This window comes from Paenarthrobacter sp. NEAU-H11, assembly GCF_050573415.1.
Lineage (GTDB): Bacteria > Actinomycetota > Actinomycetes > Actinomycetales > Micrococcaceae > Arthrobacter.
In genome coordinates this window covers 118384-141641 of sequence record NZ_JBNZGA010000008.1, presented here as the reverse complement: position 1 = coordinate 141641, position 23258 = coordinate 118384, and the positions used below count along the sequence as shown (strand labels likewise).

The 23258-nt window shown below is 66.9% G+C and carries 23 protein-coding genes, 2 tRNA genes and 1 riboswitch; of the genes, 23 read left to right on the top strand and 2 right to left on the bottom strand.

The annotated features are described in order from the left end of the window. Nucleotides 1-20: 20 nt before the first annotated feature. Nucleotides 21-118, top strand: a riboswitch (TPP riboswitch). From thiD to ACQ3DC_RS12070, 12 genes are all read left to right on the top strand, one after another. Further along, nucleotides 108-1655: a bifunctional hydroxymethylpyrimidine kinase/phosphomethylpyrimidine kinase gene (gene thiD, locus ACQ3DC_RS12125; RefSeq protein ID WP_430752333.1), complete on the top strand. Its 1548-nt coding sequence runs from the start codon at nt 108-110 to the stop codon at nt 1653-1655. Its footprint overlaps the riboswitch before it by 11 nt. Before the next feature lie 264 nt (nt 1656-1919). Further along, entirely contained in the window at nt 1920-2228 is a 309-nt protein-coding gene (gene rplU / locus ACQ3DC_RS12120) for a 50S ribosomal protein L21 (protein WP_066276623.1), read from the top strand. Between the two features lie 61 nt (nt 2229-2289). Further along, nucleotides 2290-2553, top strand: a complete 264-nt coding sequence (rpmA, locus tag ACQ3DC_RS12115; protein WP_009372867.1) for a 50S ribosomal protein L27 — start codon at nt 2290-2292, stop codon at nt 2551-2553. Between the two features lie 116 nt (nt 2554-2669). Beyond that, the gene (gene obgE, locus ACQ3DC_RS12110) at nt 2670-4259 is read left to right on the top strand and encodes a GTPase ObgE (protein WP_323057040.1); all 1590 of its coding nucleotides are present in this window, start codon (nt 2670-2672) and stop codon (nt 4257-4259) included. Beyond that, nucleotides 4249-5400, top strand: coding sequence for a glutamate 5-kinase (proB, locus tag ACQ3DC_RS12105; RefSeq protein ID WP_321213742.1), 1152 nt, complete (start codon nt 4249-4251; stop codon nt 5398-5400). Before obgE ends, proB begins: the two co-directional genes overlap by 11 nt. 26 nt (nt 5401-5426) lie before the next feature. Further along, nucleotides 5427-6806 carry a glutamate-5-semialdehyde dehydrogenase gene (locus ACQ3DC_RS12100; RefSeq protein WP_430752332.1) on the top strand — a complete coding sequence of 460 codons (1380 nt, stop codon included), beginning with the start codon at nt 5427-5429 and terminating at the stop codon, nt 6804-6806. Between the two features lie 77 nt (nt 6807-6883). Next, nucleotides 6884-7114: a hypothetical protein gene (locus ACQ3DC_RS12095; RefSeq protein ID WP_157241972.1), complete on the top strand. Its 231-nt coding sequence runs from the start codon at nt 6884-6886 to the stop codon at nt 7112-7114. A 40-nt stretch (nt 7115-7154) separates the two neighbouring features. Beyond that, nucleotides 7155-7784 carry a nicotinate-nucleotide adenylyltransferase gene (gene nadD / locus ACQ3DC_RS12090; RefSeq protein WP_255428835.1) on the top strand — a complete coding sequence of 210 codons (630 nt, stop codon included), beginning with the start codon at nt 7155-7157 and terminating at the stop codon, nt 7782-7784. A gap of 7 nt (nt 7785-7791) precedes the next feature. Then, nucleotides 7792-9027, top strand: a complete 1236-nt coding sequence (locus ACQ3DC_RS12085; protein ID WP_430752331.1) for a hypothetical protein — start codon at nt 7792-7794, stop codon at nt 9025-9027. A 43-nt stretch (nt 9028-9070) separates the two neighbouring features. Beyond that, nucleotides 9071-9472 carry a ribosome silencing factor gene (gene rsfS / locus ACQ3DC_RS12080; protein ID WP_430752330.1) on the top strand — a complete coding sequence of 134 codons (402 nt, stop codon included), beginning with the start codon at nt 9071-9073 and terminating at the stop codon, nt 9470-9472. Between the two features lie 112 nt (nt 9473-9584). Beyond that, nucleotides 9585-9657: transfer RNA gene (locus tag ACQ3DC_RS12075), tRNA-Ala, on the top strand. Between the two features lie 174 nt (nt 9658-9831). Continuing rightward, a tRNA-Ala gene (locus ACQ3DC_RS12070) sits at nt 9832-9904 on the top strand. A 95-nt stretch (nt 9905-9999) separates the two neighbouring features. Here the strand turns inward: ACQ3DC_RS12070 and ACQ3DC_RS12065 are convergent. Beyond that, a complete protein-coding gene (locus ACQ3DC_RS12065) occupies nt 10000-11322 on the bottom strand; it encodes a class I SAM-dependent methyltransferase (protein WP_430752329.1) in 1323 nt (440 codons plus the stop codon). Between the two features lie 297 nt (nt 11323-11619). Between ACQ3DC_RS12065 and ACQ3DC_RS12060 the strand changes: the two genes are divergently transcribed. The 5 genes from ACQ3DC_RS12060 to ACQ3DC_RS12040 all read left to right on the top strand — a co-directional run bounded on the left by ACQ3DC_RS12060 (nt 11620) and on the right by ACQ3DC_RS12040 (nt 17441). Continuing rightward, nucleotides 11620-12810 carry a class I SAM-dependent methyltransferase gene (locus tag ACQ3DC_RS12060; RefSeq protein ID WP_430752328.1) on the top strand — a complete coding sequence of 397 codons (1191 nt, stop codon included), beginning with the start codon at nt 11620-11622 and terminating at the stop codon, nt 12808-12810. A gap of 199 nt (nt 12811-13009) precedes the next feature. Next, a complete protein-coding gene (locus ACQ3DC_RS12055) occupies nt 13010-14212 on the top strand; it encodes an ROK family protein (RefSeq protein WP_157243127.1) in 1203 nt (400 codons plus the stop codon). Nucleotides 14213-14330: 118 nt separating this feature from the next. After that, a complete protein-coding gene (locus ACQ3DC_RS12050; protein ID WP_430752327.1) occupies nt 14331-15683 on the top strand; it encodes an extracellular solute-binding protein in 1353 nt (450 codons plus the stop codon). A 4-nt stretch (nt 15684-15687) separates the two neighbouring features. Beyond that, on the top strand, nt 15688-16569 hold the full coding sequence (locus tag ACQ3DC_RS12045; RefSeq protein ID WP_421093401.1) for a carbohydrate ABC transporter permease: 882 nt from the start codon (nt 15688-15690) through the stop codon (nt 16567-16569). Further along, entirely contained in the window at nt 16566-17441 is an 876-nt protein-coding gene (locus ACQ3DC_RS12040; protein WP_430752326.1) for a carbohydrate ABC transporter permease, read from the top strand. Before ACQ3DC_RS12045 ends, ACQ3DC_RS12040 begins: the two co-directional genes overlap by 4 nt. A 96-nt stretch (nt 17442-17537) precedes the next feature. Here the strand turns inward: ACQ3DC_RS12040 and ACQ3DC_RS12035 are convergent, their stop codons facing one another. Continuing rightward, nucleotides 17538-17741, bottom strand: a complete 204-nt coding sequence (locus ACQ3DC_RS12035) for a hypothetical protein (RefSeq protein ID WP_157241980.1) — start codon at nt 17739-17741, stop codon at nt 17538-17540. Between the two features lie 139 nt (nt 17742-17880). On the opposite strand from ACQ3DC_RS12035, the gene ACQ3DC_RS12030 reads away from it, so the two are divergent. From ACQ3DC_RS12030 to ACQ3DC_RS12005, 6 genes are read left to right on the top strand one after another with little or no spacing between them, the layout of a single operon-like run. Beyond that, a complete protein-coding gene (locus ACQ3DC_RS12030) occupies nt 17881-18888 on the top strand; it encodes an AAA family ATPase (protein WP_370460690.1) in 1008 nt (335 codons plus the stop codon). Between the two features lie 6 nt (nt 18889-18894). Then, nucleotides 18895-19797, top strand: a complete 903-nt coding sequence (locus ACQ3DC_RS12025; RefSeq protein ID WP_430752325.1) for a DUF58 domain-containing protein — start codon at nt 18895-18897, stop codon at nt 19795-19797. Next, a complete protein-coding gene (locus ACQ3DC_RS12020; protein WP_323057050.1) occupies nt 19787-20257 on the top strand; it encodes a hypothetical protein in 471 nt (156 codons plus the stop codon). The genes ACQ3DC_RS12025 and ACQ3DC_RS12020 overlap by 11 nt, the downstream gene beginning before the upstream one ends. Further along, on the top strand, nt 20248-21279 hold the full coding sequence (locus tag ACQ3DC_RS12015) for a vWA domain-containing protein (protein WP_323057051.1): 1032 nt from the start codon (nt 20248-20250) through the stop codon (nt 21277-21279). Before ACQ3DC_RS12020 ends, ACQ3DC_RS12015 begins: the two co-directional genes overlap by 10 nt. Continuing rightward, nucleotides 21276-22421, top strand: a complete 1146-nt coding sequence (locus ACQ3DC_RS12010; protein WP_430752324.1) for a vWA domain-containing protein — start codon at nt 21276-21278, stop codon at nt 22419-22421. Before ACQ3DC_RS12015 ends, ACQ3DC_RS12010 begins: the two co-directional genes overlap by 4 nt. Next, nucleotides 22418-23173 (top strand): hypothetical protein, encoded by a 756-nt coding sequence (locus ACQ3DC_RS12005; protein ID WP_430752323.1) that lies wholly within the window; start codon nt 22418-22420, stop codon nt 23171-23173. Before ACQ3DC_RS12010 ends, ACQ3DC_RS12005 begins: the two co-directional genes overlap by 4 nt. The last annotated feature ends 85 nt before the right edge of the window (nt 23174-23258 follow it).

Here is a 23258-nt window from a genome sequence, read left to right as displayed (position 1 = left end):
CCGCAAAAAAGCTAGGCTGGTGAACCGACACGGGGTGCCGCGCACAGAGCGGGCTGAGATCCACACCCGTTGAACCTGTCCGGCTAGCACCGGCGAAGGGATGTCTCTTGTCTTCAACTCTCGAATTGCCCGCTGCCACCCCTCAGGGCGCCCCTGCCCCTGCAGCACAGTCCGGCCAGCGGCGGCACGTGCCCCGGGTCCTCTCGATCGCGGGCTCGGATCCGTCCGGCGGAGCCGGCGTCCAGGCGGACCTGAAAAGCATCGCGGCCCACGGCGGCTACGGAATGGCCGCCATCACTGCCCTCACCGCACAAAACACCCGCGGCGTACGCGGCGTCCACGTACCCCCTGCTGCCTTCCTCACCCGGCAACTTGACGCGCTCAGTGAGGACATCAGCATCGACGCCGTGAAAATCGGGATGCTGGGTGATGTCGCGGTGATCGAAGCTGTCCGGGCGTGGCTCGAAAAAGTCCGTCCCGGCGTCGTGGTTTTGGACCCTGTCATGGTGGCCACCAGCGGTGACCGGCTCCTGCAGGAATCCGCCGAAGCCGCACTTCGCGAGCTGCTGCCGCTGGCGCACCTCATCACGCCCAACCTGGCTGAACTTGCCATGCTGGTGGGCGGGAACGTGCAGGAGAGCTGGGAAGGCGCCCTGGAACAGGGCCGAGAGCTCTCTTCCGCCACCGGGGCGACGGTGCTTGTGAAGGGCGGACACCTGGCCGGGGACGAATGCCCCGACGCCCTTGTCGACACTGCAGGCACGCTTGGCCAGGACGTGGTGGTGGTCCCGGGCAAGCGGGTGGCAACGCTGAACAGCCACGGCACCGGTTGTTCACTGTCATCAGCCATGGCCACAGTCCAGGTGCGGCTGGGGGACTGGGAGGCAGCCCTCCGGGAGGTCAAGCCCTGGCTGTCCGGCGCGCTGGAGGCCTCGGAGTCGCTGGAGGTGGGTACGGGCAACGGACCAGTCCACCACTTCCACCACCTTCAGCCGGAGCCTGCTGAAGGCAGCTTCGCGGCGCGGCTGTGGGCTGAAGCGGAGGAGCACCTGGAAGCCATCTACTCCCTGGCGTTTATCCGGGACCTGGCCTCCGGCGACCTGGCCGAGAAACAGTTTGGCTACTACCTGGCCCAGGACGCCATCTACCTCAACGGTTATTCACGGGTGCTCGCGCGGACAAGTGCCCTGGCCCCCACCGAGGCAGAGCAACTCTTCTGGGCACGTTCCGCCGCGCAATGCCTGGAGGTCGAGTCTGAACTGCACCGCTCCTGGCTCAGTACCCGGACCGTTGAGCCGCAGCTGGGACCCGTGACCAAGTCCTACGTGGACCACCTGGTGGCGGCATCGGCGTCGGGCAGTTATGCCGTGCTGGCGGCAGCCGTCCTGCCCTGCTTCTGGCTGTACGCGGAGGTGGGCAAAACGCTCCACGCACAGTTCGTGGCTGCCGGGGAGCCGGCGGGCCATCCCTACGCGGAGTGGCTGCGCACATACGCGGATGAGGACTTCGCCGCGGCCACCCGCAGGGCGGTTGCCATTGTGGACAGTGCGGGGCGCACCGCTCCGGCGCATGAGAAGGATGCCATGGCCACGGCATTCAGGCAGTCCTGCCGCCTGGAAGTTGAATTTTTCGACGCGCCGCGCCTTCATTCCTGACGTCCGGACGGCCGCCGCGCCGGTACTATGGTGGGGCACCCCCCCGGCCAGGGAAATGTGTTGTGGTACCTATCACAGACAACCCGCCGGAACCAGCCTCATTTGCGGCCGAAGCCAAAACTAGCGTATTCTAGATCTTCGGTGCTTACGCCAACACTTGGGTTATGACCCCACGGCGTTGAGGCACAGCGAGAGCCCAACCAATTATGGAACCGGGTTCCGCACGCAAATTTGTAATAAACGTCGAGAGAAGTGAGTTCCCAAGTGGTGTACGCGATTGTCCGCGCAGGCGGCCGCCAAGAGAAGGTTTCCGTTGGAGACTTCGTTACCCTGAACCGCGTCGCCGGTGGAGCTGGCAGCACCATTCAGCTGCCCGCACTGCTCCTGGTTGATGGTGACAAGGTCACCTCCGCCGCTGCTGACCTGGCCAAGGTAACTGTTACGGCTGAGATCCTCCAGGACCTCCGTGGTCCTAAGATTGTGATCCAGAAGTTCAAGAACAAGACCGGTTACAAGAAGCGCCAGGGTCACCGCCAGGAACTGACCAAGGTCAAGATCACTGGTATCAAGTAACCTTCCGTTACTGTTCAGGTTTTTCAGCAGATTCCCCAGAATTTAGAGGCAGGCATTTCAGATGGCACATAAAAAGGGCGCGAGCTCCACTCGCAACGGTCGTGACTCCAACGCACAGTACCTCGGCGTCAAGCGCTTCGGCGGCCAGGTAGTTTCCGCAGGCGAGATCATCGTCCGCCAGCGCGGCACCCACTTCCACCCGGGCGCCGGCGTTGGCCGCGGCGGCGACGACACCCTGTTCGCCCTGACCCCGGGCGCCGTTGAATTCGGCACCCGCCGCGGTCGTCGCGTCGTCAACATCGTTGCTGCTGCAGCTGCAGAGTAACAACCAGTTCTGAAGCGGTGGAGCGGGCCATGTGGTCCGCTCCACTGTTCTTTTAACCGCATTACAATCGTCTTGGCGCCCTTGGGTGTCCAGGAAACAGCACTGAGGAGATCCACGTGGCCAGCTTTGTAGACCGGGTAGTACTGCACGTATCCGGCGGTACCGGCGGCCACGGGTGCGTCTCCGTCCACCGTGAGAAGTTCAAGCCGCTGGGTGGTCCCGACGGCGGCAACGGCGGCAACGGCGGCGACGTGATCCTTCGCGTGGACCACCAGACCACCACGCTCCTTGACTACCACCACGCGCCCCACCGCCACGCCACCAACGGCGGCCCGGGCATGGGGGACTGGCGCGGCGGCAAGAACGGCGAGACGCTCATCCTGCCCGTTCCGGACGGCACGGTGGTCAAGTCCAAGGACGGCACCGTCCTCGCCGACCTCGTGGGCGAAGGCACCGAGTACGTGGCGGCGGCGGGCGGCATCGGCGGCCTGGGCAACGCCGCGCTCTCTTCGCAGAAGCGCCGCGCTCCCGGCTTTGCCCTCCTCGGCATCGAAGGCGAGTCCAGCGACATTGTGCTGGAACTGAAGTCAATTGCGGATATTGCCCTGGTGGGTTTCCCGTCCGCCGGCAAGTCCAGCCTTATCGCCGCCATGTCCGCGGCGCGGCCCAAGATCGCCGACTACCCGTTCACCACCCTGATTCCCAACCTGGGCGTAGTGCAGGCCGGGGATGTCCGCTTCACCATTGCAGACGTACCGGGGCTGATTGAAGGCGCCAGTGAGGGCAAGGGCCTCGGACACCACTTCCTCCGCCATGTGGAGCGGTGTGCGGCGCTGGTCCATGTCCTGGACTGCGGCACGCTGGAGGCTGACCGGGACCCCCTCTCGGACCTGGCCGTCATCGAGGCCGAACTCGAAAAGTACGCCGTGGACATGAGCTACGCGGGCCAGGACGGTGAAGTGGTTCCGCTGAACCACCGCCCCCGCCTGGTGGCACTGAACAAGGTGGACCTGCCGGACGGCAAGGACATGGCCGAGTTCGTCCGCCCCGAACTGGAATCCCGCGGCTACCGGGTCTTTGAAATCTCGGCAACTAGCCACGAGGGCCTCCGCCAGCTGGGCTTTGCCATGGCCGAAATCGTCCAGGCGGCCCGGGACGCGGTGGCTGCTGCGCCGCCCAAGGTGCAGCCCGTTGTCATCAAGCCCCGCGCGGTCAATGAAGCAGGCTTCCGGATCCGCCGGGAAGAGAAGGGCCTTGAGCCGCTGTTCCGCGTGCTGGGCGAAAAGCCGGTGCGCTGGGTCAAGCAGACGGACTTCACCAACGAGGAAGCCATCGGCTACCTCGCTGACCGCCTGGCAAAGCTCGGCGTGGAGACGGAGCTGTTCAAGCAGGGCGCCAAGCCCGGCGACACAGTTGTTATTGGCGAGGATGACGGCGTTGTCTTCGACTGGGAGCCCACCATGATGGCCGGTGCGGAACTGCTGGCCTCGCCGCGCGGCACCGACGTCCGGTTTGCCGATATCGGCGACCGCCCCACGCGCGGACAGAAACGTGAAGAGCAGCAGGAACGCAAGGACGCCAGGGCGGCCGCCCGCGCCGAACTTGAAGCCGAGCGCAAGGCCGGCATCTGGACCGAGTCCGTGAGCAGCCGCCGGGTCGCCAAGCCGCTCAAGGAGAGTGGACTGGACGCAGGCGATGAGTTCTAGGGCTGCAGCTGCGGTGCCGCTGGCGCGGTCCGTGGACAGGAGCGTGCTCGCCAGCGCCCGCAGGATCGTGGTGAAGGTTGGCTCGTCGTCGCTGACCAGCATCAAGGGCGGCATCTCGGAAGAGGCGCTGACTGCCCTGGCTGACGCGTTGGCGGCCAAACGCAACACCGGCACCGAAATCATCCTGGTCTCCTCCGGTGCCATCGCCGCGGGCCTGGCACCCCTGGGCCTTGCCAAGCGCCCCCGCGATCTTGCCACCCAGCAGGCAGCTGCCAGCGTGGGGCAGGGCCTCCTGATGGCCCGCTACACCCAGGCCTTCGGGGCGCACGGTGTGACGGTCAGCCAGGTGCTGCTCACCGCCGAAGACCTCATGCGGCGCAGCCAGCACACCAATGCCTTCCGCGCCCTGGATCGGCTGCTCAACCTTGGCGTGGTGCCGGTGGTCAATGAAAACGACACCGTGGCCACGCATGAAATCCGCTTCGGTGACAACGACCGGCTCGCTGCCCTCGTTGCCCACCTGGTCCGGGCCGATGCGCTCGTGCTGCTGTCCGACGTCGACTCCCTCTACGATGGCCCGCCGTCACTTGGCGCGAAGCGGATCCCGCTCGTTGCGGGTCCCGCGGACCTGGATGGCGTCTCCATCGGGAAGCCCGGCAAGGCAGGCGTGGGCACCGGCGGGATGCTGACCAAGGTGGAAGCGGCCACCATGGCAGCCGGCTCCGGCATCCATGCCCTTGTCACTTCCACCCCTAACGCGGCGGCTGCCCTTAACGGCGAGGACGTGGGCACCTGGTTCACGGTCAACGGTGCCCGCAAGCCCGTCCGCCTCCTGTGGCTGGCGCACGTCGCCTCCGTCCAAGGGCGGCTGGTGCTGGACGAAGGCGCCGTCAAGGCTGTGCGGCACCACCGCACCTCGCTGCTTCCCGCAGGCATCTCCGCCGTCCACGGTGAATTTGAAGCGGGCGACGCCGTCGAGATAGCAGCTGCCGACGGCACCGTGGTTGCGCGGGGACTGGTGAACTATTCGTCAGCGGAGTTGCCGCAGATGCTTGGCCGGTCCACCAGGGACCTGGGTGAGGCGCTGGGCAGCGGCTATGACCGCGAAGTTGTTCACGTTGATGACCTGGTGCTGGTTTGAGCTTCCCGCTCGCCTAAACTTGGAACATGACTGAGGCCCTGATCCACAACACGACTGCTGAAAATCCCGGAGATACTGCCGCCACCGAGGCGCAGCCGGCTAATTCATCCGTGGCGCAGGTGCCGGCTGACTCCCCGCTGTCTTCGGGCGATATTGAGGCAGCAGTCCATGCCATTGCGGACCGCTCCCGTGACGCCGCGCGCCGTATGGCCATGGCAAACCGGGCCTGGAAGGACCGCGCCCTCCGTACCGTCGGCGCAGCCTTGGAGGAGAACGCCGGGGCCATTCTTACGGCCAACGCCATGGACGTGGCGGCAGGAAAAGCCAATGGCACCTCCGCCGCCATGCTGGACCGCCTTACCCTGACGGAAACCCGCATCTCGGGACTCGTGGCAGCTTTGGAAAACCTGGCCAACCTTCCCGATCCCGTGGGTAACGTGGTCCGCGGGCAGACGCTTCCCAACGGCCTGCGCCTCCGGCAGGTGAACGTGCCCATGGGTGTGGTGGCGGCAATCTACGAAGCACGGCCGAACGTCACCGTGGACATTGCGGGGCTGGCACTCAAGAGCGGCAACGCCGTGATCCTGCGCGGCGGCACTGCCGCCCAAGCCACCAACGAGGTGCTGGTGCGGGTACTGCGTGAAGCGCTGGAGTCCGTAGGCCTGCCTGCCGACGCCGTCCAGACAGTCGACCAGTACGGCCGCGCAGGTGCCAACGTCCTCATGAAGGCGCGCGGCAGGGTGGACGTGCTGATTCCCCGCGGCGGCCGGGAGCTCATCCAGACCGTTGTCGTCAACTCGGCCGTGCCTGTGATCGAGACCGGTGAAGGGAACGTGCACATCTTCATCGATGAATCGGCCAGCGAGGACATGGCAGTCGAGATCCTCCTCAACGCCAAGACCCAGCGGCCCAGCGTCTGCAACACGGTGGAGACGCTCCTGGTCCACTCGGGATCCCCCGTTCTTCCTGCCGTGGCAGCCGCGCTCCGCCAGGCAGGGGTCCGGCTGCATGCCGACGAGCGGGTCCGCGCGGCCCTGCCCGCCTCCATCGAGTCCGAACCTGCCACTGAGGAGGACTGGGGCACGGAGTACATGGACCTGGACCTCGCGGTGGCCATGGTGGACAGCCTGGACGAGGCCGTGCAGCACATCCGTACGTGGTCCACGGGCCACACGGAGGCGATCCTCACCAACGATCTCCGTAACGCAGAACGGTTCATCGCCGAGGTTGATTCTGCTGCCGTCATCGTGAATGCCTCCACCCGGTTCACCGACGGCGGGGAGCTTGGCCTCGGCGCCGAGGTGGGCATTTCCACCCAAAAGCTGCACGCGCGGGGCCCCATGGGGCTGACCGAGCTCACTACCACGAAGTGGATCGTGCAGGGCGAGGGCCAGGTGCGCGGGTAGCGCACGGTAACATAGACCAGAAGTCAGAAACGGCGGAGCTTTCCGCTGCCACAATAGTTTGAGCCCAAGGGGAGAAAATGCTGTTCCAGCAGATTGCCACGTCCGTCGCCGAAGGCGGAGAACACGAACTCGCGCCGCTGTGGGCTGAGCCGTGGGTCTTCGGGGTGGTTATTTTCGCCCTCCTGCTGGTGCTGATGTTCATCACCTTGTCCTACTCCAACCTGGGCAACCGCCACGCAGCAACCGAGGAGCACGCGGACCCGCACCGCCAGCACCCCAACAAGCACGATCACGGGCAGGGCCGCTAACATTTCCCGCGCCCTGCACCGCTCGGGTGCCACCGGCAGGCTGCGGCTTGGCGTGATGGGCGGGACGTTCGATCCCATCCATCACGGCCACTTGGTCGCAGCCAGCGAAGTGGCGGCGGAATTCGACCTGGACGAGGTGGTTTTCGTCCCCACCGGCCAGCCGTGGCAGAAGTCCCACCAGCACGTCAGCGAGCCCGAGCACCGCTACCTCATGACAGTCATCGCGACGGCCTCCAATCCGCGCTTCACTGTGAGCAGGGTAGACATTGAGCGGCCAGGTCCCACCTACACCATCGACACCCTCCGGGACCTCCGCGCCCAGCGTCCCGACGCTGATCTGTTCTTCATCACCGGAGCGGACGCACTGGCACAAATCCTTTCCTGGAAGGACATCGACGAACTGTGGTCGCTCGCCCACTTTGTGGGAGTCACCAGGCCGGGCCATGTCCTCGACGGGATGGGACGCGCTGACGTGAGCCTCCTTGAGGTTCCGGCCATGGCCATCTCCTCCACGGACTGCCGCACGCGCGTGGCGGCGAACAACCCGGTCTGGTACCTGGTGCCGGACGGCGTTGTCCAGTACATCGCCAAGTACGGCCTGTACGCCGACGCCGTGGAAGCCGGCGATGTCCCAACTTCCCAAGCACGTGAACCAGCCAGTACTGAATGAGTTCTCAATGAGTCAGGAACAGCCCCCCATCCGCAGCCGCCGGGAACTCCGGAAGGCCAGGGATGCCCAACAGCCCGTGCCCGCCGGCACGGAGCAGCTTTCCCCTGCCGCGAACCCGCCTGCTGCCACCCCTTCGGCCCCCGGGCCCGCTGCTGCTGTGTCCGAGCAAACCTCCACTCAACGGTCGTCCCAGATCCGGGCGCGCGACCGCGCAGCCCTGCGCACCCTTAAGGAGCTGGAGGAAAAAGAGGGCCAGCTCTCTGCCGGAGGGCCACCCACCCGGCGCCAGCTCCGCCTGCAGCAGCTCAAGGAACAGGCGCTGACCGCGGCCAACCCCGTTGTGCCGCCGTCGTCCGTCCAGACCGATGCCGCCGCTCAGGTGCAGGAGGGCCGGGGCGCGGGGGAGCGGGCTGCCCAGGACGGCAAGAAACCCTCCGGTGCGGAGCCGGGTCCTGCAGCCCCTGCGGGCATGACGGTTGAACAGGCCCTGGCGGCACGGGCACTGCTCGCCGAGCAGGCCAAGAACCAGATCGCCAAGATGGAGCACATCGCCTCCCTGGACCCGGAAGCGGTTGACCCGGAGATCCTGGCGGAGCAGATCGCCCTGGCCGAACGTGCGGCCATCCTGAACCGCCGCGCCATTGCCAAGCAGAAGCTGGCCGAGCAGGCCGGAGCCCCGGTTGCGCCGTCGAGGGATCCTGCCAAGAGCCCGGCGCGGGAACCCGGCGCCGGGGACCAGGCCGGCCCGGCAAGCCAGCGCCCGGCGCCATCGACGGCCAGCAACCTTGCCATGGTCACCCCGCTGGAGTTCGTGCAGGTTCCCGGCATCGACCGGCCGGTCATGAAGCCGCCCGCAACCTCACATGTCCCGGTCACCACCCGTCCGGGGTCGAAGGTTACGGCGCCCGGAACCAAGAAACGGCGCCCTGCGGGCCCTCAGCGTCCGGCCGCACCCGATGCCGGTTCGGGCCGCTCCCACGTCATTGCCAGGGCGGAAGCCGCAGCCCGGGCGGCTGCCCGTCCGCGGCCCGTGATGACCGACGCGAACCAGTCGGAGGACCTCTTTGAGGACCTCCCGCGGATCCCCGCCAGGTCGGCCTACGGCCTGGAGCCCCTGGACGCTGCCACGGCCGGACTGGCCCGGGCGCAGCGGAACAGGGTCCTGCAGTTCTGCATCCTGGCATTCGGAATCGTGGCCCTGGTCTCGGGCATCATCCTCATCATCAGCGGCATGTCCCGCTGAGCCGCGTTCCGCCACTTAGAGTTTCCACCCAACAAGGAGTCACGTGACTGCATCAGAATCATCCATCACCATAGCCCGCGCCGCCGCCAAGGCAGCCGCGGACAAGATTGCGCAGGATATCGTTGCCCTGGACGTCAGCGAGCGGCTCGCCCTGGCCGACGTCTTCCTCATTGCCTCCGCACCCAGCGAGCGGCAGGTCAACGCAATCGTGGACGGGATCGAGGAAGAGCTCGCCAAGCAGGACCTGCGGCCTGTCCGCCGTGAAGGCCGTTCCGGCGGCCGCTGGGTACTGCTGGACTACTCGGACGTTGTGATCCATGTCCAGCATGAGGAAGACCGCGTTTTCTACGCCCTGGAGCGCCTCTGGAAGGACTGCCCCGTCGTTGACCTGCAGCTCGGTGACGACACCTCCGTAAAGGCTGTTGCTGTGTCCGAGAGCGAGTAAATCCGCGGAACCACGCGGAATATGCCCGATTTGGAATTTTCGGAATTGCTGTTCTAAGATATTTGAGTTGCTTCGGGGAAAGCCGAAAAGCTTGAAGGAGCGGCAATAGTTCGGGGCTGTGGCGCAGCTGGTAGCGCACCTGCATGGCATGCAGGGGGTCAGGGGTTCGAGTCCCCTCAGCTCCACCGGACGGTCCGCCGGAATCACTGCGATTCCGGCGGATTTTTTTGTGTGATTTACCTGCCCCGGCCGGGAGCCGATGCGGCCGCAAGGCGGACCAGGCCGATTGGCGTGAGCGGCGAAAGTGCATTAAGCTGAACAGGTTGCTTCGAGGTGGTAAACCGGGAGCGGCAAAGTCCGGGGCTGTGGCGCAGCTGGTAGCGCACCTGCATGGCATGCAGGGGGTCAGGGGTTCGAGTCCCCTCAGCTCCACCGGCACAAAAGGGACGGTCCCCACGGGATCGTCCCTTTTGCTTATGAGCCCGGTTCCGGGGGCACGATCCTGTGTCGCCCCACTGCCAGGGCAGTCAAAGCCACGCTGTGCGCCGCAGCGGCGGTTCGTCGCCGCCGGGCCGCTGTACCAGGACCTGGTTGACGCCTGTCAGGCCGCCTTCGAAACCCAGTGCGCTTGCAGCCATGTAAAGCCGCCAGACCCGGGCCCTTCCGAGGCCGCTGAGTTTCGCAGCCTGGTCCCAGTTTGCCTCCAGCCTGTGGACCCACGCGCGCAGGGTCAACGCGTAGTGGCGCCGCAGTGCCTCCACATCCAGGATCTCGAAGCCTGCTGCCTCCAGGGCGGAAACCATCTGGCCGAGGCTGATCATCTCCCCGTCCGGAAACACGTAACGGGGGATGAAGGAATTCGGATCGGGTTTGGTGGGACCGGCATTCCAGGAGATCGCGTGGTTTAGCAGCCGCCCGCCCGGCCGGAGCAGGCCGAACAAGGCAGCGGCGTAACCGGGGGTCTGCTCCCGCCCAACGTGCTCGGACATTCCGATCGAACTGATGGCATCGAACGGACCGTCCCCGATGTCCCGGTAATCCTGGACCCGGATGTCCACCCGTTCGGTCAGTCCGGCGTCTGCGGCCCGTTTCCGGGCCAGGATGGCCTGTTCCTTGGACAGCGTCACGCCCACAACGGTTGCGCCGTACTTCCCGGCCGCATGCAGGGAAAAACTGCCCCAGCCGCAGCCGACATCCAGCACGCGCATGCCCGGCAGGAGGCCAAGCTTGCGGCATACCAGGTCCAGCTTGGCCTCCTGCGCGGCGTCCAGGCCGTCGGCGAGCCGGCTCCCGGCATCCGGTTGCTCCGGGTGGTCACTGTCGTCGGGCCACACGGCGCAGGAGTAGACCATGGACTGTCCCAGCACCAAGGCGTAGAAGTCGTTGCCCACGTCATAGTGGTGCGAAATGGCTGCGGAGTCACGGCGGCGCGAGTGCAGGGGACCTCTCCGGGCCACCCTTGCCTCCTCCGGCGGTGGTGCAGGGTTGGGGCCCAGGGCGCCCAGCCGGACCGCGGTGCGCAGCAGCGTCCAGACTTCACCGGCGGTGAGCGGCCGGAACGGACCCGGCTCCGCGAACTTGCCCGCCGAGCTCAGGGCCGCGAACGCTGCGAAAATGTCCCCGGGAGAGTCGATCTCGCCAGCCACATAGGCACGGCTCAGGCCGAGCTGGCCCGGGGACCACAGGATCCGGCGCAGGGCGCGGCGGGATCGGAACTCAAGGACAGGCGCTCCCGCCGGCCCTGCCTCGGAACCGTCCCAAGCGCGGAGGCGCAGGGGTATTTCTTCAGTGCCAAGCACTACTGCCAGGGCCCTGGCGAGCCGCGATGCATTCCCGGTAGCTGTGGTCATGGTGCTCCTCCCGTCTCCATGGGCCAACACTAAGGCCGGAATACCTCGCGCGACTATCATTGGGGAGGTGAATTCTGCCCGAACCGACGTCATCGTCATTGGTGCGGGCCGGCCGGGTTCTCCGCTGCCTGTCACCTTCAGCGCCGTGGCTCCGGCTATGTAAGGCTCGACGCCGGGGACGGCCCGGGTGGCGCCCGGCGGGACCGCCGGGAAAGCCTGCGGACGGCTTTGGAATGAGCGGCAGCAGTTCCGGGCAGCGGCACGTGCAACCAGAACAACGGAAAGCAGCGGGAACAGTTGGCATCAAACAGTCTTGGGGATCTCTTTGCAGCACTCCGGCGCAGGCCGGATGTGGAAGCACCCAACCTGCAGGCGTGGGACGCCACGGACCGGCTCCTGCTTGAGGCAGCCGGGGGACTGGTGGCTTCCGGAAGCGCAGTGGCCGTCATCGGGGACCGGTACGGTGCGCTGACGCTCGGGGCCATCGCCGCGCTCAACCCGGGCTCCGTACGGGTCCACCAGGACCTGATCACCGGGGAGCGCGCCCTGCAGCTCAACGCGGCCGGGCTCCGTAGCGCCAGCCTGCTCCCGGCCGCCCCGGCGGGGATGCCCGCCGGTTCCACGGACGGGGAGCCAGGGTTCACCCAGCTGCCGCTTGGCCCGGAACTCCTGGCCGGGGCGCAGGCAGTACTGCTTCAGTTGCCCAAGACGCTGGCTGAGCTGGACGAGATCGCCGCCGCGGTGGCCCGCTACGCGGCACCGGACGTTACGCTCCTGGCCGGCGGGCGGGTCAAGCACATGTCACTCGGCATGAACGCCGTGCTGGAACGCCACTTCTCTTCCGTCCAGCCGCAGCTCGCCAGGCAGAAGTCGCGCGTGATCCTGGCATGCGGTCCGCAAGGGGGCGGGAAGGGAAACTATCCCGTCGTCGAACACCTCGCCGAGCTCGACCTCGACGTCGCCGCCCATGGGGCAGTGTTCGCCGGCACCAAACTGGACATCGGTACCAGGTTCCTGCTGACGTTCCTCCCGGCCATGAAGGCGGCCCGGCACGCCGTCGACCTGGGCTGCGGCACGGGAATCCTTGCCGCCATGTACGCCCGGCAGCACCCTGGGGCAGCAGTGACCGCCACGGACCAGTCCGCCGCAGCAGTGGCCTCCGCGCAGGCAACGGCACAAGCCAACGGGCTGGAAGGCCGAATCACCGTCCTGCAGGATGACGCCCTCAGCAGCCTGGCGGCAGGCAGCGTGGATCTGGTCCTGCTCAACCCGCCGTTCCACGTCGGCGCCGGGGTCCATGCTGGAGCAGGCCTGAAGATGATTGAGGCAGCGGGACGGGTCCTCGCGCCCGGGGGCGAGCTGTGGACGGTCTTCAACCGCCACCTGCCCTACCTGCCCGCGCTGGAGCGGCACGTTGGGCCTACCGCCGTGAAAGGCAGGAACCCCAAGTTCACGGTGACGTTGAGCACCCGCCGCGGCGATGGATAAGCCGAACAGGCCGGCCCCACTCCGCCCAGGGGGAGGACCGCCCTTGCCGCGCCGCGCCGTCGTGCCCGCCCTATGGGTCTGTGACCACGCGTAACGTACGATTCAAGCATCACCACAAGTACGTGGCCAAAGACGTTTAGGGGAAGCCGTGACTGAGATCCGCCAATCCTCACCGAGGCGCGGAACCAACCTGCCCAAAATGGGGGACTTCAACCTCACGGTGATCCTGGACGCCATCCGAAGGGCTTCCGCCGGGCTGAGCCGGGTGGAGCTGGCCCAGATTGTGGGCCTCTCACCGCAGACCATCTCCAACATCTCCCGGCGCCTCCTTGACCAGAACCTCATCGTGGAGGCGGGCAAGGAAGGCAGCGGACCCGGCAAGCCGCGCACCATCCTGCGGCTCAACCCCGGCGGTGTGTTCGCGCTGGGTGTCCACCTGGATCCCGCTGTCACCACCTTCGTGGTCCTGGATCTGGTGGGCGCAGTGGTGCGGCACTCGAGGATCAAAACCCCCGGCGGCAACGATCCGTCGGCCGTTATTTCCACCATCGCTGAGGAAATCGCCCAGTTGGTGGAGGACTCCGGCGTGGACCGGGAGAGGATCGCCGGACTCGGCGTCGCTGCTCCCGGCCCCATCGACCTTGATAGCGGATCCGTGGTGGATCCGCCCCTGCTCCCCGGCTGGGACCGGGTGGAACTGCGCAGCGCCCTTTCCGAAGCCACGGGCTATTCCGTCCTGATGGACAAGGACGTCACCAGCGCCGCCGTCGCGGAAACGTGGGCCGGCGGCCCCAGCGGCTCCGGCAGCTTCGTCTTCATGTACATGGGCACCGGCATCGGCTGCGGCATTGTCCTCAATGACGAGGTTGTCCGGGGAACTTCCGGAAACGCCGGCGAGATCGGCCATATCGTGGTGGACCCGGACGGACCCCCTTGCGACTGCGGCCTGCGCGGCTGCGTGAAGTCCACCTGCATCCCGCAGGTGTTGGTGGCCGAAGCGGAGGCCGCCGGGATTTTGGACGGCACGCGGTCCGGGAACAGCGGTGCGGAGATCCAGCAAAGCTTTTCCCGGCTGTGCGACCTTGCGGACGAGGGAAACGAACAGGCCCTTGCCATCATCGACAAGTCCGCAGCGCGGGTAGCGCGTGCCGCCTCGGTGGTCACCAACACGCTGGACGTTGAGCGCGTGGTGTTCGGAGGGCCCTTCTGGAGCCGGCTGGCCGGACGTTACCTCGAGAAGATTCCGGCGCTGCTCGAGGCCAACAGCGACACCCGGCTCATCCATCCCATCGAGGTGGTGGGCACCGGGGTAGGAGAGGACGTCGGAGCCATCGGAGCGGCCTCCCTGGTCCTGGAATATACGCTGGCGCCCCGGGCCCAGCGGCTTCTCCTGGAGAGTTGACCGGTGCGCCGCCGGCGGTGCCTTGCCTGGGTCAGGGCGTCCATCTAGCATTTGCTTATTGCCGCGGCTGGGGGCCCGCTGACAACGGGGACCGCAGCCATTGACCGAATGGAGCACCATGCGTCGCCAGTCGCTGAAGACCATGTCCCTCATCGCTTCGGCAATGATTGTCCTCACGGCGTGCAACCCGGCTGATCCGGCGGGTGCTTCCAAGACCCTGAAGGTGGCTTACCAGAAGACTGACTCCTTCACCGCCCTGGATACCATGCTCCAGGCCGCCAAGCAGGAGTTCGAGGCGGCGAACCAGGGTGTCAAGGTCGAGCTGCAGCCCATCCAGGCGAACGACGACGACTACGGCACCAAACTGGCGCTTGCCCTCCGGTCGCCGTCCACGGCACCGGACGTGTTTTACGAGGACACCTTCAAGGTCCGCTCCGACGTGGACGCCGGTTACCTCCTCAAGCTGGACAGCCACCTTGAGGGCTGGGCGGACTGGGATACGTTCGACGACGGCGCCAAGGCGGCAGGGCGCGCGGACGACGGCGGGACGTACGCGGTGCCGCTGGGCACGGACACCCGCGCCATTTGGTACAACCGGAAGGTCCTGGAAAATGCCGGGATCAGCCTTCCCTGGCAGCCGCGGAGCTGGCAGGACATCCTGGACACCGCCCGGAAGATCAAGGCCAACGACCCCACGGTGATCCCGTTCAACATGTACGCGGGCAAGGGCACCGGCGAGGGCTCTGTGATGCAAAGCTTCTACGAGCTGCTGTACGGGACAGGGTCTGCCCTGTATGACGAAGATGCCGGCAAATGGGTGGTTGGGTCCGCCGGTTTCCGGGACTCGCTGGGATTCCTTGAAACGCTGTATGAAGAGCAACTGGCGGTTTCGCCGGCTGAAGCGCTGGACGCGAATGTCTGGAAAAAGGTCTTCGGTGAATGGTTCCCGAACGCCAAAATGGGTGCCACGGTGGAAGGCTCCTACGCGCCGTCGTTCTGGCAGGATGGCGGTTCCTACGAGTGGCCCGGCTACGAGCAGGAGATCGGCGTGGCCCCTTTCCCCACCCAAAACGGCCAGGCGCCCGGTGCCGTGAGCATGTCGGGCGGCTGGACCCTGGCGCTCGGGGCGGGGACGAAGGAACCGGAACTGGCTTTCAACTTCCTCTCAACGGCGCTCAACAAGAAGAATTCGTTGGCCTTCACCGTGGATAGCTCGCAGATTGCCGTCCGGAAGGACGTGGCAGCCGAGAAGGAGTACCTGGATGCCAACCCGTTCGTCAGGGATGTATCCGAGCTTGTCTCGGTGACCCGGTACCGGCCGGCAACTGCTGACTACCCCCGGATTTCAGCGGCCGTCCAGGAGGCCACGGAAGCCGTCATCACCGGCAACAAATCCCCCCAGGAGGCAGCGGCGGAGTACGACGCCGCCGTGGCCGGGATCGTGGGCGGCGACAACACCGTCCGGAAGTAGCCCGTTGCAGCTACCCGCCACGGCACGGCAACTGTTTCGATACCTGCCGGTCCTTCCTGCTGTGCTGCTCCTCCTCGTCTTTCTTGCCGGACCCGTGCTCTGGGCCTTCCACGCGTCCCTCACCAACGCCGGCCTGACCGGGCGCAGCGCCCGCAACCCCTTATGGGTGGGGCTGGACAACTACGGCCGGCTGCTGGCGGACCCGGTGTTCCCGCTCTCGCTTTTCCTCACGGTGGTGTTTGTCGGTGGTTCGGCGGTACTGGGCCAGAACCTGCTGGGGCTCGCCCTGGCGGTGTTGATGCGCCGGGCCCGGCCGGTGGTGTCCACGGTCGTTGGCACCACGGTGGTGGCTGCCTGGGTCCTTCCCGAGATCGTTGCTGCCTTTGCCGCCTATGCCTTTTTCAGCGGCGACGGGACGCTGAACCAGCTCCTGGGGAGCCTGGGGCTTGGCCGGCCGGACTGGCTCTACGCCTTTCCCATGGTGGCCATAACGCTCGCCAACGTGTGGCGGGGAACCGCGTTTTCCATGCTGGTGTACCGTGCGGCCCTGAACGATGTTCCGGCCGAGGTGACAGAGGCGGCCCAGATGGACGGCGCGCACGGCTGGCAGCGGCTCGCCTTCATCACGCTGCCGATGATCCGCGGAAGCATCACCACGAACCTGATGCTGATCACGCTGCAGACGCTGGCGGTGTTCACGCTGGTGTGGGTGATGACTGCCGGTGGACCGGCCAACGCGAGCACCACGCTTCCTGTCCTGGCCTACCAGGAGGCCTTCAAATTCGGGGACATTGGCTACGGGACAGCGGTCGCCTCGGTGCTTATCCTCATTGGCGCGGTCTTCGGCCTGGTGTACGTCCGGCTGCTCCGGGAACGGAATCCATGAGCGCTCCCGCCAGGACAGCCCGCACGCGTCCGGCCACCACTGGAAGGCGGCAGCGGCGCCGGGCCGGCAGCACTCCGGCTGACGTGGTGCTGCTCCTGATCGGAGCCGGCTTCCTGTTGCCGCTGCTCTGGCTCATCCTGGCGTCCCTCGATGCCGAAGCCGGACATGAACTAAGGATTCCCGCCGAAGCCGGCGCGGACAATTTCGCCGCCGTCCTGACCCCGGAACTGCTGTTCCGGCCACTGTGGAACAGCGTGGTGTTGTCCGGGGGGACGGCCGCCGTGACCCTGGTTGCAGCCGTCCTGGCGGCCTATCCGCTCTCCCGCTACCAGTCCCGGTTCAACCGGCCGTTCATGTACACCGTCCTCTTCGGAACATGCCTGCCCATCACTGCCATCATGGTCCCGGTGTACGGCCTCTTCGTCCAGTTCGAGCTGCTCGACTCGATGCCCGCCACCATCTTCTTCATGGCCACCACCACCCTGCCCATGGCCATCTGGATGACCAAGAACTTCATGGACGGCGTGCCGGCATCGCTAGAGGAAGCCGCCTGGGTGGACGGTGCAACGCGGATGGCTGCGCTCCGAACCATCGTGCTGCCGCTGATGAGGCAGGGGCTGGGCGTGGTGTTCATCTTTGTGTTCATCCAGGCGTGGGGCAACTTCTTTGTGCCGTTCGTGCTGCTCCTGTCCGAGGCACGGCAGCCCGCCGCGGTATCCATCTTCAGTTTCTTCGGACAGCACGGGGCTGTTGCGTACGGCCAGCTGGCCGCGTTCTCCATCCTGTATTCCCTGCCGGTGCTGGTGCTCTACGTCATTGTGGCCAGGGGCGCCGACGGTTCCTTTGCCTTGTCCGGAGCCGTCAGGGGGTAGCCGGGCAGCGCGGTTTCGCATCACCGCCGGCAACGGCTGCAGCCCGGCACGGACCATGGCGGCCCCTGCCAAGCGACTTTCCCGGCGCCGGAGGAGTCAGTCGATGTCCTCGATGACCACTCCGTACGGCAGGCTTTCGTCCAAGTGCGCCTGATGGCCTGTGGCTCCGGGATTGTAGATGACCCGGACCCCGTGCAGCTTGTCCGCCGCGGACTGCAGCAGGACAGGCCTGACAGTGCTGATGAACATCTCGCTTTTGTCGGCGAGAAACTCCTTGTAACTGGCTGGAAGCTCGCTCATGTCAAAAGGATAGACCCGGGCGCCCTTGATGGGGAGGGCTCCCCATTGCCGAAAGTGCAGCCCCGTTCTTGGATAGGATGGCGGCGGAGTGCAGCCGGTCCGGCAGCAAAGCCCAGTTCAGCCACCAGGGGGAGTCCGAGTGCTTTCAACCAGCGCGTCCGCAAGAATTGAACCCGCGGAACTGGCCCGGGCGCAGCAGGTTGTGGCGAACATCGCCAGAAGCTTCGAGGCCAAGGTGGTGGGGCAGGCAAGGCTGCGGGAATCACTGCTGGTTGGCCTGCTGACCGGCGGCCACATCCTCCTGGAAAGCGTCCCCGGGCTTGCCAAGACCACCGCCGCGCAGACGGTGGCGGAAGCCGTCAGCGCAGAGTTCCGCCGGATCCAGTGCACCCCGGACCTGCTGCCCAGCGACATCGTGGGAACCCAGATTTACGACGCTGCCAAGGGCACGTTCATCACCCAACTGGGACCGGTGCACGCCAACATTGTCCTCCTGGACGAGATCAACCGTTCCAGCGCGAAAACGCAGAGCGCCATGCTCGAAGCGATGCAGGAACGCCAGACCTCCATCGGCGGCCAGGAATACCGGCTGCCCTCGCCCTTCCTTGTCCTGGCCACCCAGAACCCCATCGAGCAGGAAGGCACGTACCAGTTGCCGGAGGCGCAGATGGACCGGTTTATGCTCAAGGACGTGCTGGACTATCCCTCCCCGGCGGAGGAAGCGGAAATCATCCGGCGCATTGATGCGGGGGTGTACACGCCGGAGCAGGCGCCCCCCGCCGCAGCCTCGCTGGAGGCCGTCACGGCGGTCCAGGAACTCGTCCGGCGCGTCTACGTGGACCCTGCCGTCATCAACTACATCGTGGGGCTGGTCTTCGTCACCCGGAACGCCGGGCAGTACATCGACCCGCGGCTGGCCGGGTTCATCGAGTTCGGTGCCAGCCCCCGGGCCAGCATCGCCTTCAGCCAGGCTGCGCGGGCCGTCGCCCTGCTGAACGGCAGGGATCACGTCATTCCAGAGGACGTCAGAACGCTCGCCCACCGGGTCCTCCGCCACCGCCTGATCCTGAACTTTGACGCTGTGGCGGAAGAGGTACGGGTGGAAACGGTGATTGACGCCGTCGTCGCTGCCGTCCAAACCCCCTAGGCCGGCGTGACCAGCCTCCTGCAGCGGGTGAAGTCCAACATGGCCATCTTCGCGCACCGCAAGGCCCGCGGCATGCTCGACGGCGAATACGGCTCGGTGTTCCGCGGCCGCAGCCTGGACTTCCATGACCTCCGTGCCTACGTTCCCGGCGACGAAGTCCGCGACATCGACTGGAAGGCGTCGGCGCGGCACGGCTCGCCGCTGATCAAACGGTACGTGGCGGTCCGCCGGCAGAGCGTCATCCTGGTCACGGACTCGGGCCGCAACATGGCCGCGGCAGCCTACAGCGGGGAAACCAAGAAGGACATCGCTGTGATGGCGCTGGGGGTCATGGGGTACCTTGCCCACCGGCACGGTGACATGGTGGGACTGGTGTGCGGCGATTCCGGGGGCACAACGTCACTGCCCGCCAAAGGCGGTGAGGCCCATCTGGAACGCCTCCTGCGGCAGGTGCACTCGGCGGCTACCTTGGACGCTGCGCCCAGCAGGATCGAGGACCAGCTCCACCATGTGGCGCGCAAGGTGAAGGGGCGCAACCTGCTGTTCGTCGTTGCCGACGAACTTGCGGCCAGCCCGGCCTTGGGGCAGTTGCTGCGCCGGCTTCGGGCCCAGCACGAGGTCCTCTGGCTCACGGTCCGGGACGCAGGACTGGCCCCTGGGGACCCGCTCCTTCAGCCGGAGCAGGGCCTGCCTGATTCCTACAGCGTCAGCGGTTCCCGCCCCCTTCTTGCGCACCTTGCCCGGGACCCGGCAGTCGCCGCGGCCTATGCCAACGCCGTGGCAGAACGGGACGCCGGGCGCAGGGCCATGCTGCGCCAGGCCGGGATCACGGAAGGCGAAGTGGCCGGAACCGGGGGCGTGATGACGGCCCTGTTCGCCCTCCTGGAAAGGCACCGACGTGCAGGCTGAACCGGAGTTCTACGGACCGCTGGAGTATGCCCCCGTCTGGGGCTGGGCCGGTGCAGGACTGCTGGTGATGGTTGCCGCCTGGTACGCGTTCGTGTTTGCCGCCACCCGCAAGCCACTGGGCGTGCAGGCCCGCCACCGACCTGCACGCCTGACGGAGCTGGCAGGACTCAAGGCGGCGTACCTGCAGAGGATCGATGACGTGGAACGTGACGCCGCCGCCGGAAAGCGGAGCGCCCGGGACTCCCACCAGGAAATCAGCCTCCTGCTGAGGAAATTCATCCGCGACGCCACCGGAGTGGATGCGCCCCGCATGACCCGGAAGGACCTCGCGGAACATCCGCTGCCGGCCGCCGCATCCGCCGTCGGGCAGCTGTATCCGGCCGAGTTCGGTCCCGAGCCCCTTCCCTCCGTCGCTGGCTCCGCGGCCGCGGCACGCAAGGCGGTGCAGGCATGGAACTGATGTGGTGGTGGCTGCTGCCGCTGGCCGCCGTGGCAGCCGGCGCTGCCCTATGGGCTGCCCTGCGGCCGGACAGGAATGCCAACGCACGACGCCGGCCGGTGGCCCATGCGGACCGGCTCACCGTGCTGCCGGAGTACCAGTTAGCCGTGCGGCGGTACCGCCGCTGGCTCGCAGTGGCCGCGCTCGCCTGCGCGTCCCTGCTGGTTTCCACGGCTGTGGCGGCGGCACGGCCCGCCGAGGTGGCCACCATCCGGCCGGAACAGCACAACCGCGACATCATGCTGTGCCTCGACGTTTCGGGCTCCATGAGCAGTGCCGACGCCGCCGTGGTGGACGTCTTCTCGGAACTGGCCGCCGAATTCGACGGCGAACGCATCGGCCTGACCGTTTTTGACAGCACGGCCATCCAGGTTTTTCCGCTGACCGACGACTACGGCTACGCCCGGGAGCAGCTGCAGCTCGCACGGGACGCCTTCAACGGGAAACCCGGCAGTTCCGGATTCCTCGACGGGACGTGGAGCGGCCGGGGCTCCTCCCTGATCGGCGACGGCCTGGCGTCCTGCCTCACCAGCTTCCCCCGCGGGACGGAACAGGCCGGAAACCGGGACACCGACATCAACCGCCCATCCGGCCAACCGGCGCGCTCGCGGTCAGTGGTCCTGGCAACGGACAATTTTCTCTCCGGAGACCCCATCATGACCCTCGGGGAAGCGGCCGCCCTTGCCAGGGACAGGGCTGTGCGCTTGTATGCACTGAACCCGGGTGACCTTGACTACGGCCCAGGCAAGGATCAGCCAGGGGAGCAGTTGCGGGCTGCGGCGGAATCCACGGGCGGTGCCTATTACGCCCTGGACAACCCCGAAGCTGTGCCGGGCGTCGTGCGGGGCGTCGAGGAAACGGAAAAGTCGGCTCTTCAGGGCGCGCCGCGGGCGGTCGTCTCGGACGAGCCGGGACTGCCGCTCACCGCGGCCCTCCTCTCCGGGCTGGTCCTCGCCGTCGCCGGCTGGCGGTTGCGGCCATGACCCTGCAACCGATCCTTCCCTGGTGGCTGCTGCTTCCCGTCATGGTGGCGGCCCTCGGGTTCCTGGGATGGGGGCTTTACCGGGGAGCGGGGACTGCTGTGCGGACGGCTGCGGAGCGAAGTGCGGAAGCCAACGTCCGCGCCTGGATGCCCCGAAGCGCACTGGTACTGCTCCTCCTCGGCGCGGCGCTGCGGCCCGGACTGCCGGGCGGCACGGCCCAGGCAGCCACCGCCGACCTCAACGTGTTTTTTGTGGTGGACACCACCACCAGCATGGTCGCGGAGGACTACGGCAACGCCGGACCCAGGATGGAGGGAGTGCGGCAGGACATCGCGGCCATCGCCGAGGAACTGCCCGGCGCCCGCTTTTCCGTCATCACCTTCGACACCAAAGCCCATGTCCGGATGCCGCTGACCACCGATACCCTGGCGCTGGAAACCATCATCTCTGTGCTGGAGCCGCAGGTCACGGCCTATGCCAAAGGAAGCACCATCACCGCAGCCCGGAAGGTGCTGGCCGAACGCCTCACCGCAGCCCGGCAGAGCCACCCTGAGCGGCCCCGGCTCGTCTACTACCTTGGCGATGGCGAGCACACCAGCCCGAAGGAACCGGAAGCCCTGGACCTGGCGGATGGCCTGGTGGCCGGGGGAGCAGTGCTGGGCTACGGCACACCAGGCGGCGGAAGGATGCGCGAAAACACCGGGCGGGAAAGCGCCGGGCAGGAGCACCACGGAGGTTCCACGGAAGGGGAGGACGCCCCCTATGTCCAGGACAGCACCGCCGGTGCCGGCGGGGAGGCGCAGCCTCGGGATGCACTGTCCAGGATTGATGAGCCCCGGCTGCGGGAGCTCGCAGGGCAGCTGGGCGTTCCCTATGTCCACCGGTCGTCCGGCGACCCCGTTGCGCCGATGATGCAGGATGCCCGCCCTGCGGTGCCCGAATCCGGGGGCACGCTCGAACGCCCGGGCAGTGACGGATCCCTGGCGGGGCGGACCGAGCTGTACTGGATCCTCGCGGCCGGTGCCTTCGTGCTGGGGTTGGCGGAGGCCATCGTGATTATTCGCCGGCTGCGTGAAGTGCGGGCCCTTGTCCCGGCCTCGGCCGGCCGGCGATCCCAGGATGGAAAGGCGGAGGACGGGTGACGTCCCTCGAGCGCAACGCGGGCAGCCGGCCGGCACGGCGCCGCCGCCTCCTCGCGTGGTCCGCCTTGCCGGTGGTCCTGGCCGTGTGCATCGCCGTCAAACTGCTCAGCCTTGGCTTGCTGGGAGGCCGGGCAGCGGACGCCTTCGACGCCGCCGACGCGGCATCCGTCCGGGCCGCCGCGGACGCCCTGCAGCCGGCAAACCTCATCGAACCCCACAAGGCGCCCTTCGCCGCCGGGGATGCCGATGTCCTTGACGGCAATTTCGCCGCGGCGCGCCTCCGCTTCGAGGAAGCGCTGGACCTTGTTCCCCCGGCCCGGTCCGAGTCGGCCGAAGCCTGCGTCATCAGGGTGAACCTGGTCCTTGCCATCGAGCGCCTCGGCGACGAAAAACTGCAGGCAGGAGAACCGGCACCGGCGGCCGGCCTGTTCAGGGAGGCACTCGCAGCCGCGGAAGCAGCACCGGACAGATGCTTTTCCGAGGGACAGCCCGGCGGGACGGGGGACCGGCTGGCGGGAGCTGACGCACGCCTGCAGCAAAAACTCTCGGCCGCCGGCAACAAGCCGGCCCCGGACGCAGGACCGGCGGAGGAGGCACCCGGTGAGGACGGCCAGGATTCTCCGCTGCAGAGCCAGCTCCAGCAGTTGGAGGACAGCGCCCGGCAGGGCCAGCGCGAACGCAACAGCGGCCGCGAACGGGAGGAATACCTGAGTGACACTGAATATGCGCCCGGCCCGGAGCGCCCCTGGTAGCGCCGGGCGCAACGAACAAAATTCCGTAAAGATCCAAAAGAGGGCGTAAAACTGAGTCTTAATTCGGAGGCCAACTTGAATACGT

Bases quoted from the DNA above. Each gene is read 5' to 3' on its own strand.
- proB (WP_321213742.1), top strand. From the start codon at position 4,249: ATGAGTTCTAGGGCTGCAGCTGCGGTGCCGCTGGCGCGGTCCGTGGAC.
- ACQ3DC_RS12085 (WP_430752331.1), top strand. From the start codon at position 7,792: ATGAGTCAGGAACAGCCCCCCATCCGCAGCCGCCGGGAACTCCGGAAG.
- rpmA (WP_009372867.1), top strand. From the start codon at position 2,290: ATGGCACATAAAAAGGGCGCGAGCTCCACTCGCAACGGTCGTGACTCC.
- ACQ3DC_RS12015 (WP_323057051.1), top strand. From the start codon at position 20,248: ATGGAACTGATGTGGTGGTGGCTGCTGCCGCTGGCCGCCGTGGCAGCC.
- ACQ3DC_RS12065 (WP_430752329.1), bottom strand. From the start codon at position 11,322: ATGACCACAGCTACCGGGAATGCATCGCGGCTCGCCAGGGCCCTGGCA.
- ACQ3DC_RS12035 (WP_157241980.1), bottom strand. From the start codon at position 17,741: ATGAGCGAGCTTCCAGCCAGTTACAAGGAGTTTCTCGCCGACAAAAGC.
- ACQ3DC_RS12095 (WP_157241972.1), top strand. From the start codon at position 6,884: ATGCTGTTCCAGCAGATTGCCACGTCCGTCGCCGAAGGCGGAGAACAC.
- ACQ3DC_RS12050 (WP_430752327.1), top strand. From the start codon at position 14,331: ATGCGTCGCCAGTCGCTGAAGACCATGTCCCTCATCGCTTCGGCAATG.
- ACQ3DC_RS12040 (WP_430752326.1), top strand. From the start codon at position 16,566: ATGAGCGCTCCCGCCAGGACAGCCCGCACGCGTCCGGCCACCACTGGA.
- ACQ3DC_RS12100 (WP_430752332.1), top strand. From the start codon at position 5,427: ATGACTGAGGCCCTGATCCACAACACGACTGCTGAAAATCCCGGAGAT.
- ACQ3DC_RS12055 (WP_157243127.1), top strand. From the start codon at position 13,010: ATGGGGGACTTCAACCTCACGGTGATCCTGGACGCCATCCGAAGGGCT.
- ACQ3DC_RS12010 (WP_430752324.1), top strand. From the start codon at position 21,276: ATGACCCTGCAACCGATCCTTCCCTGGTGGCTGCTGCTTCCCGTCATG.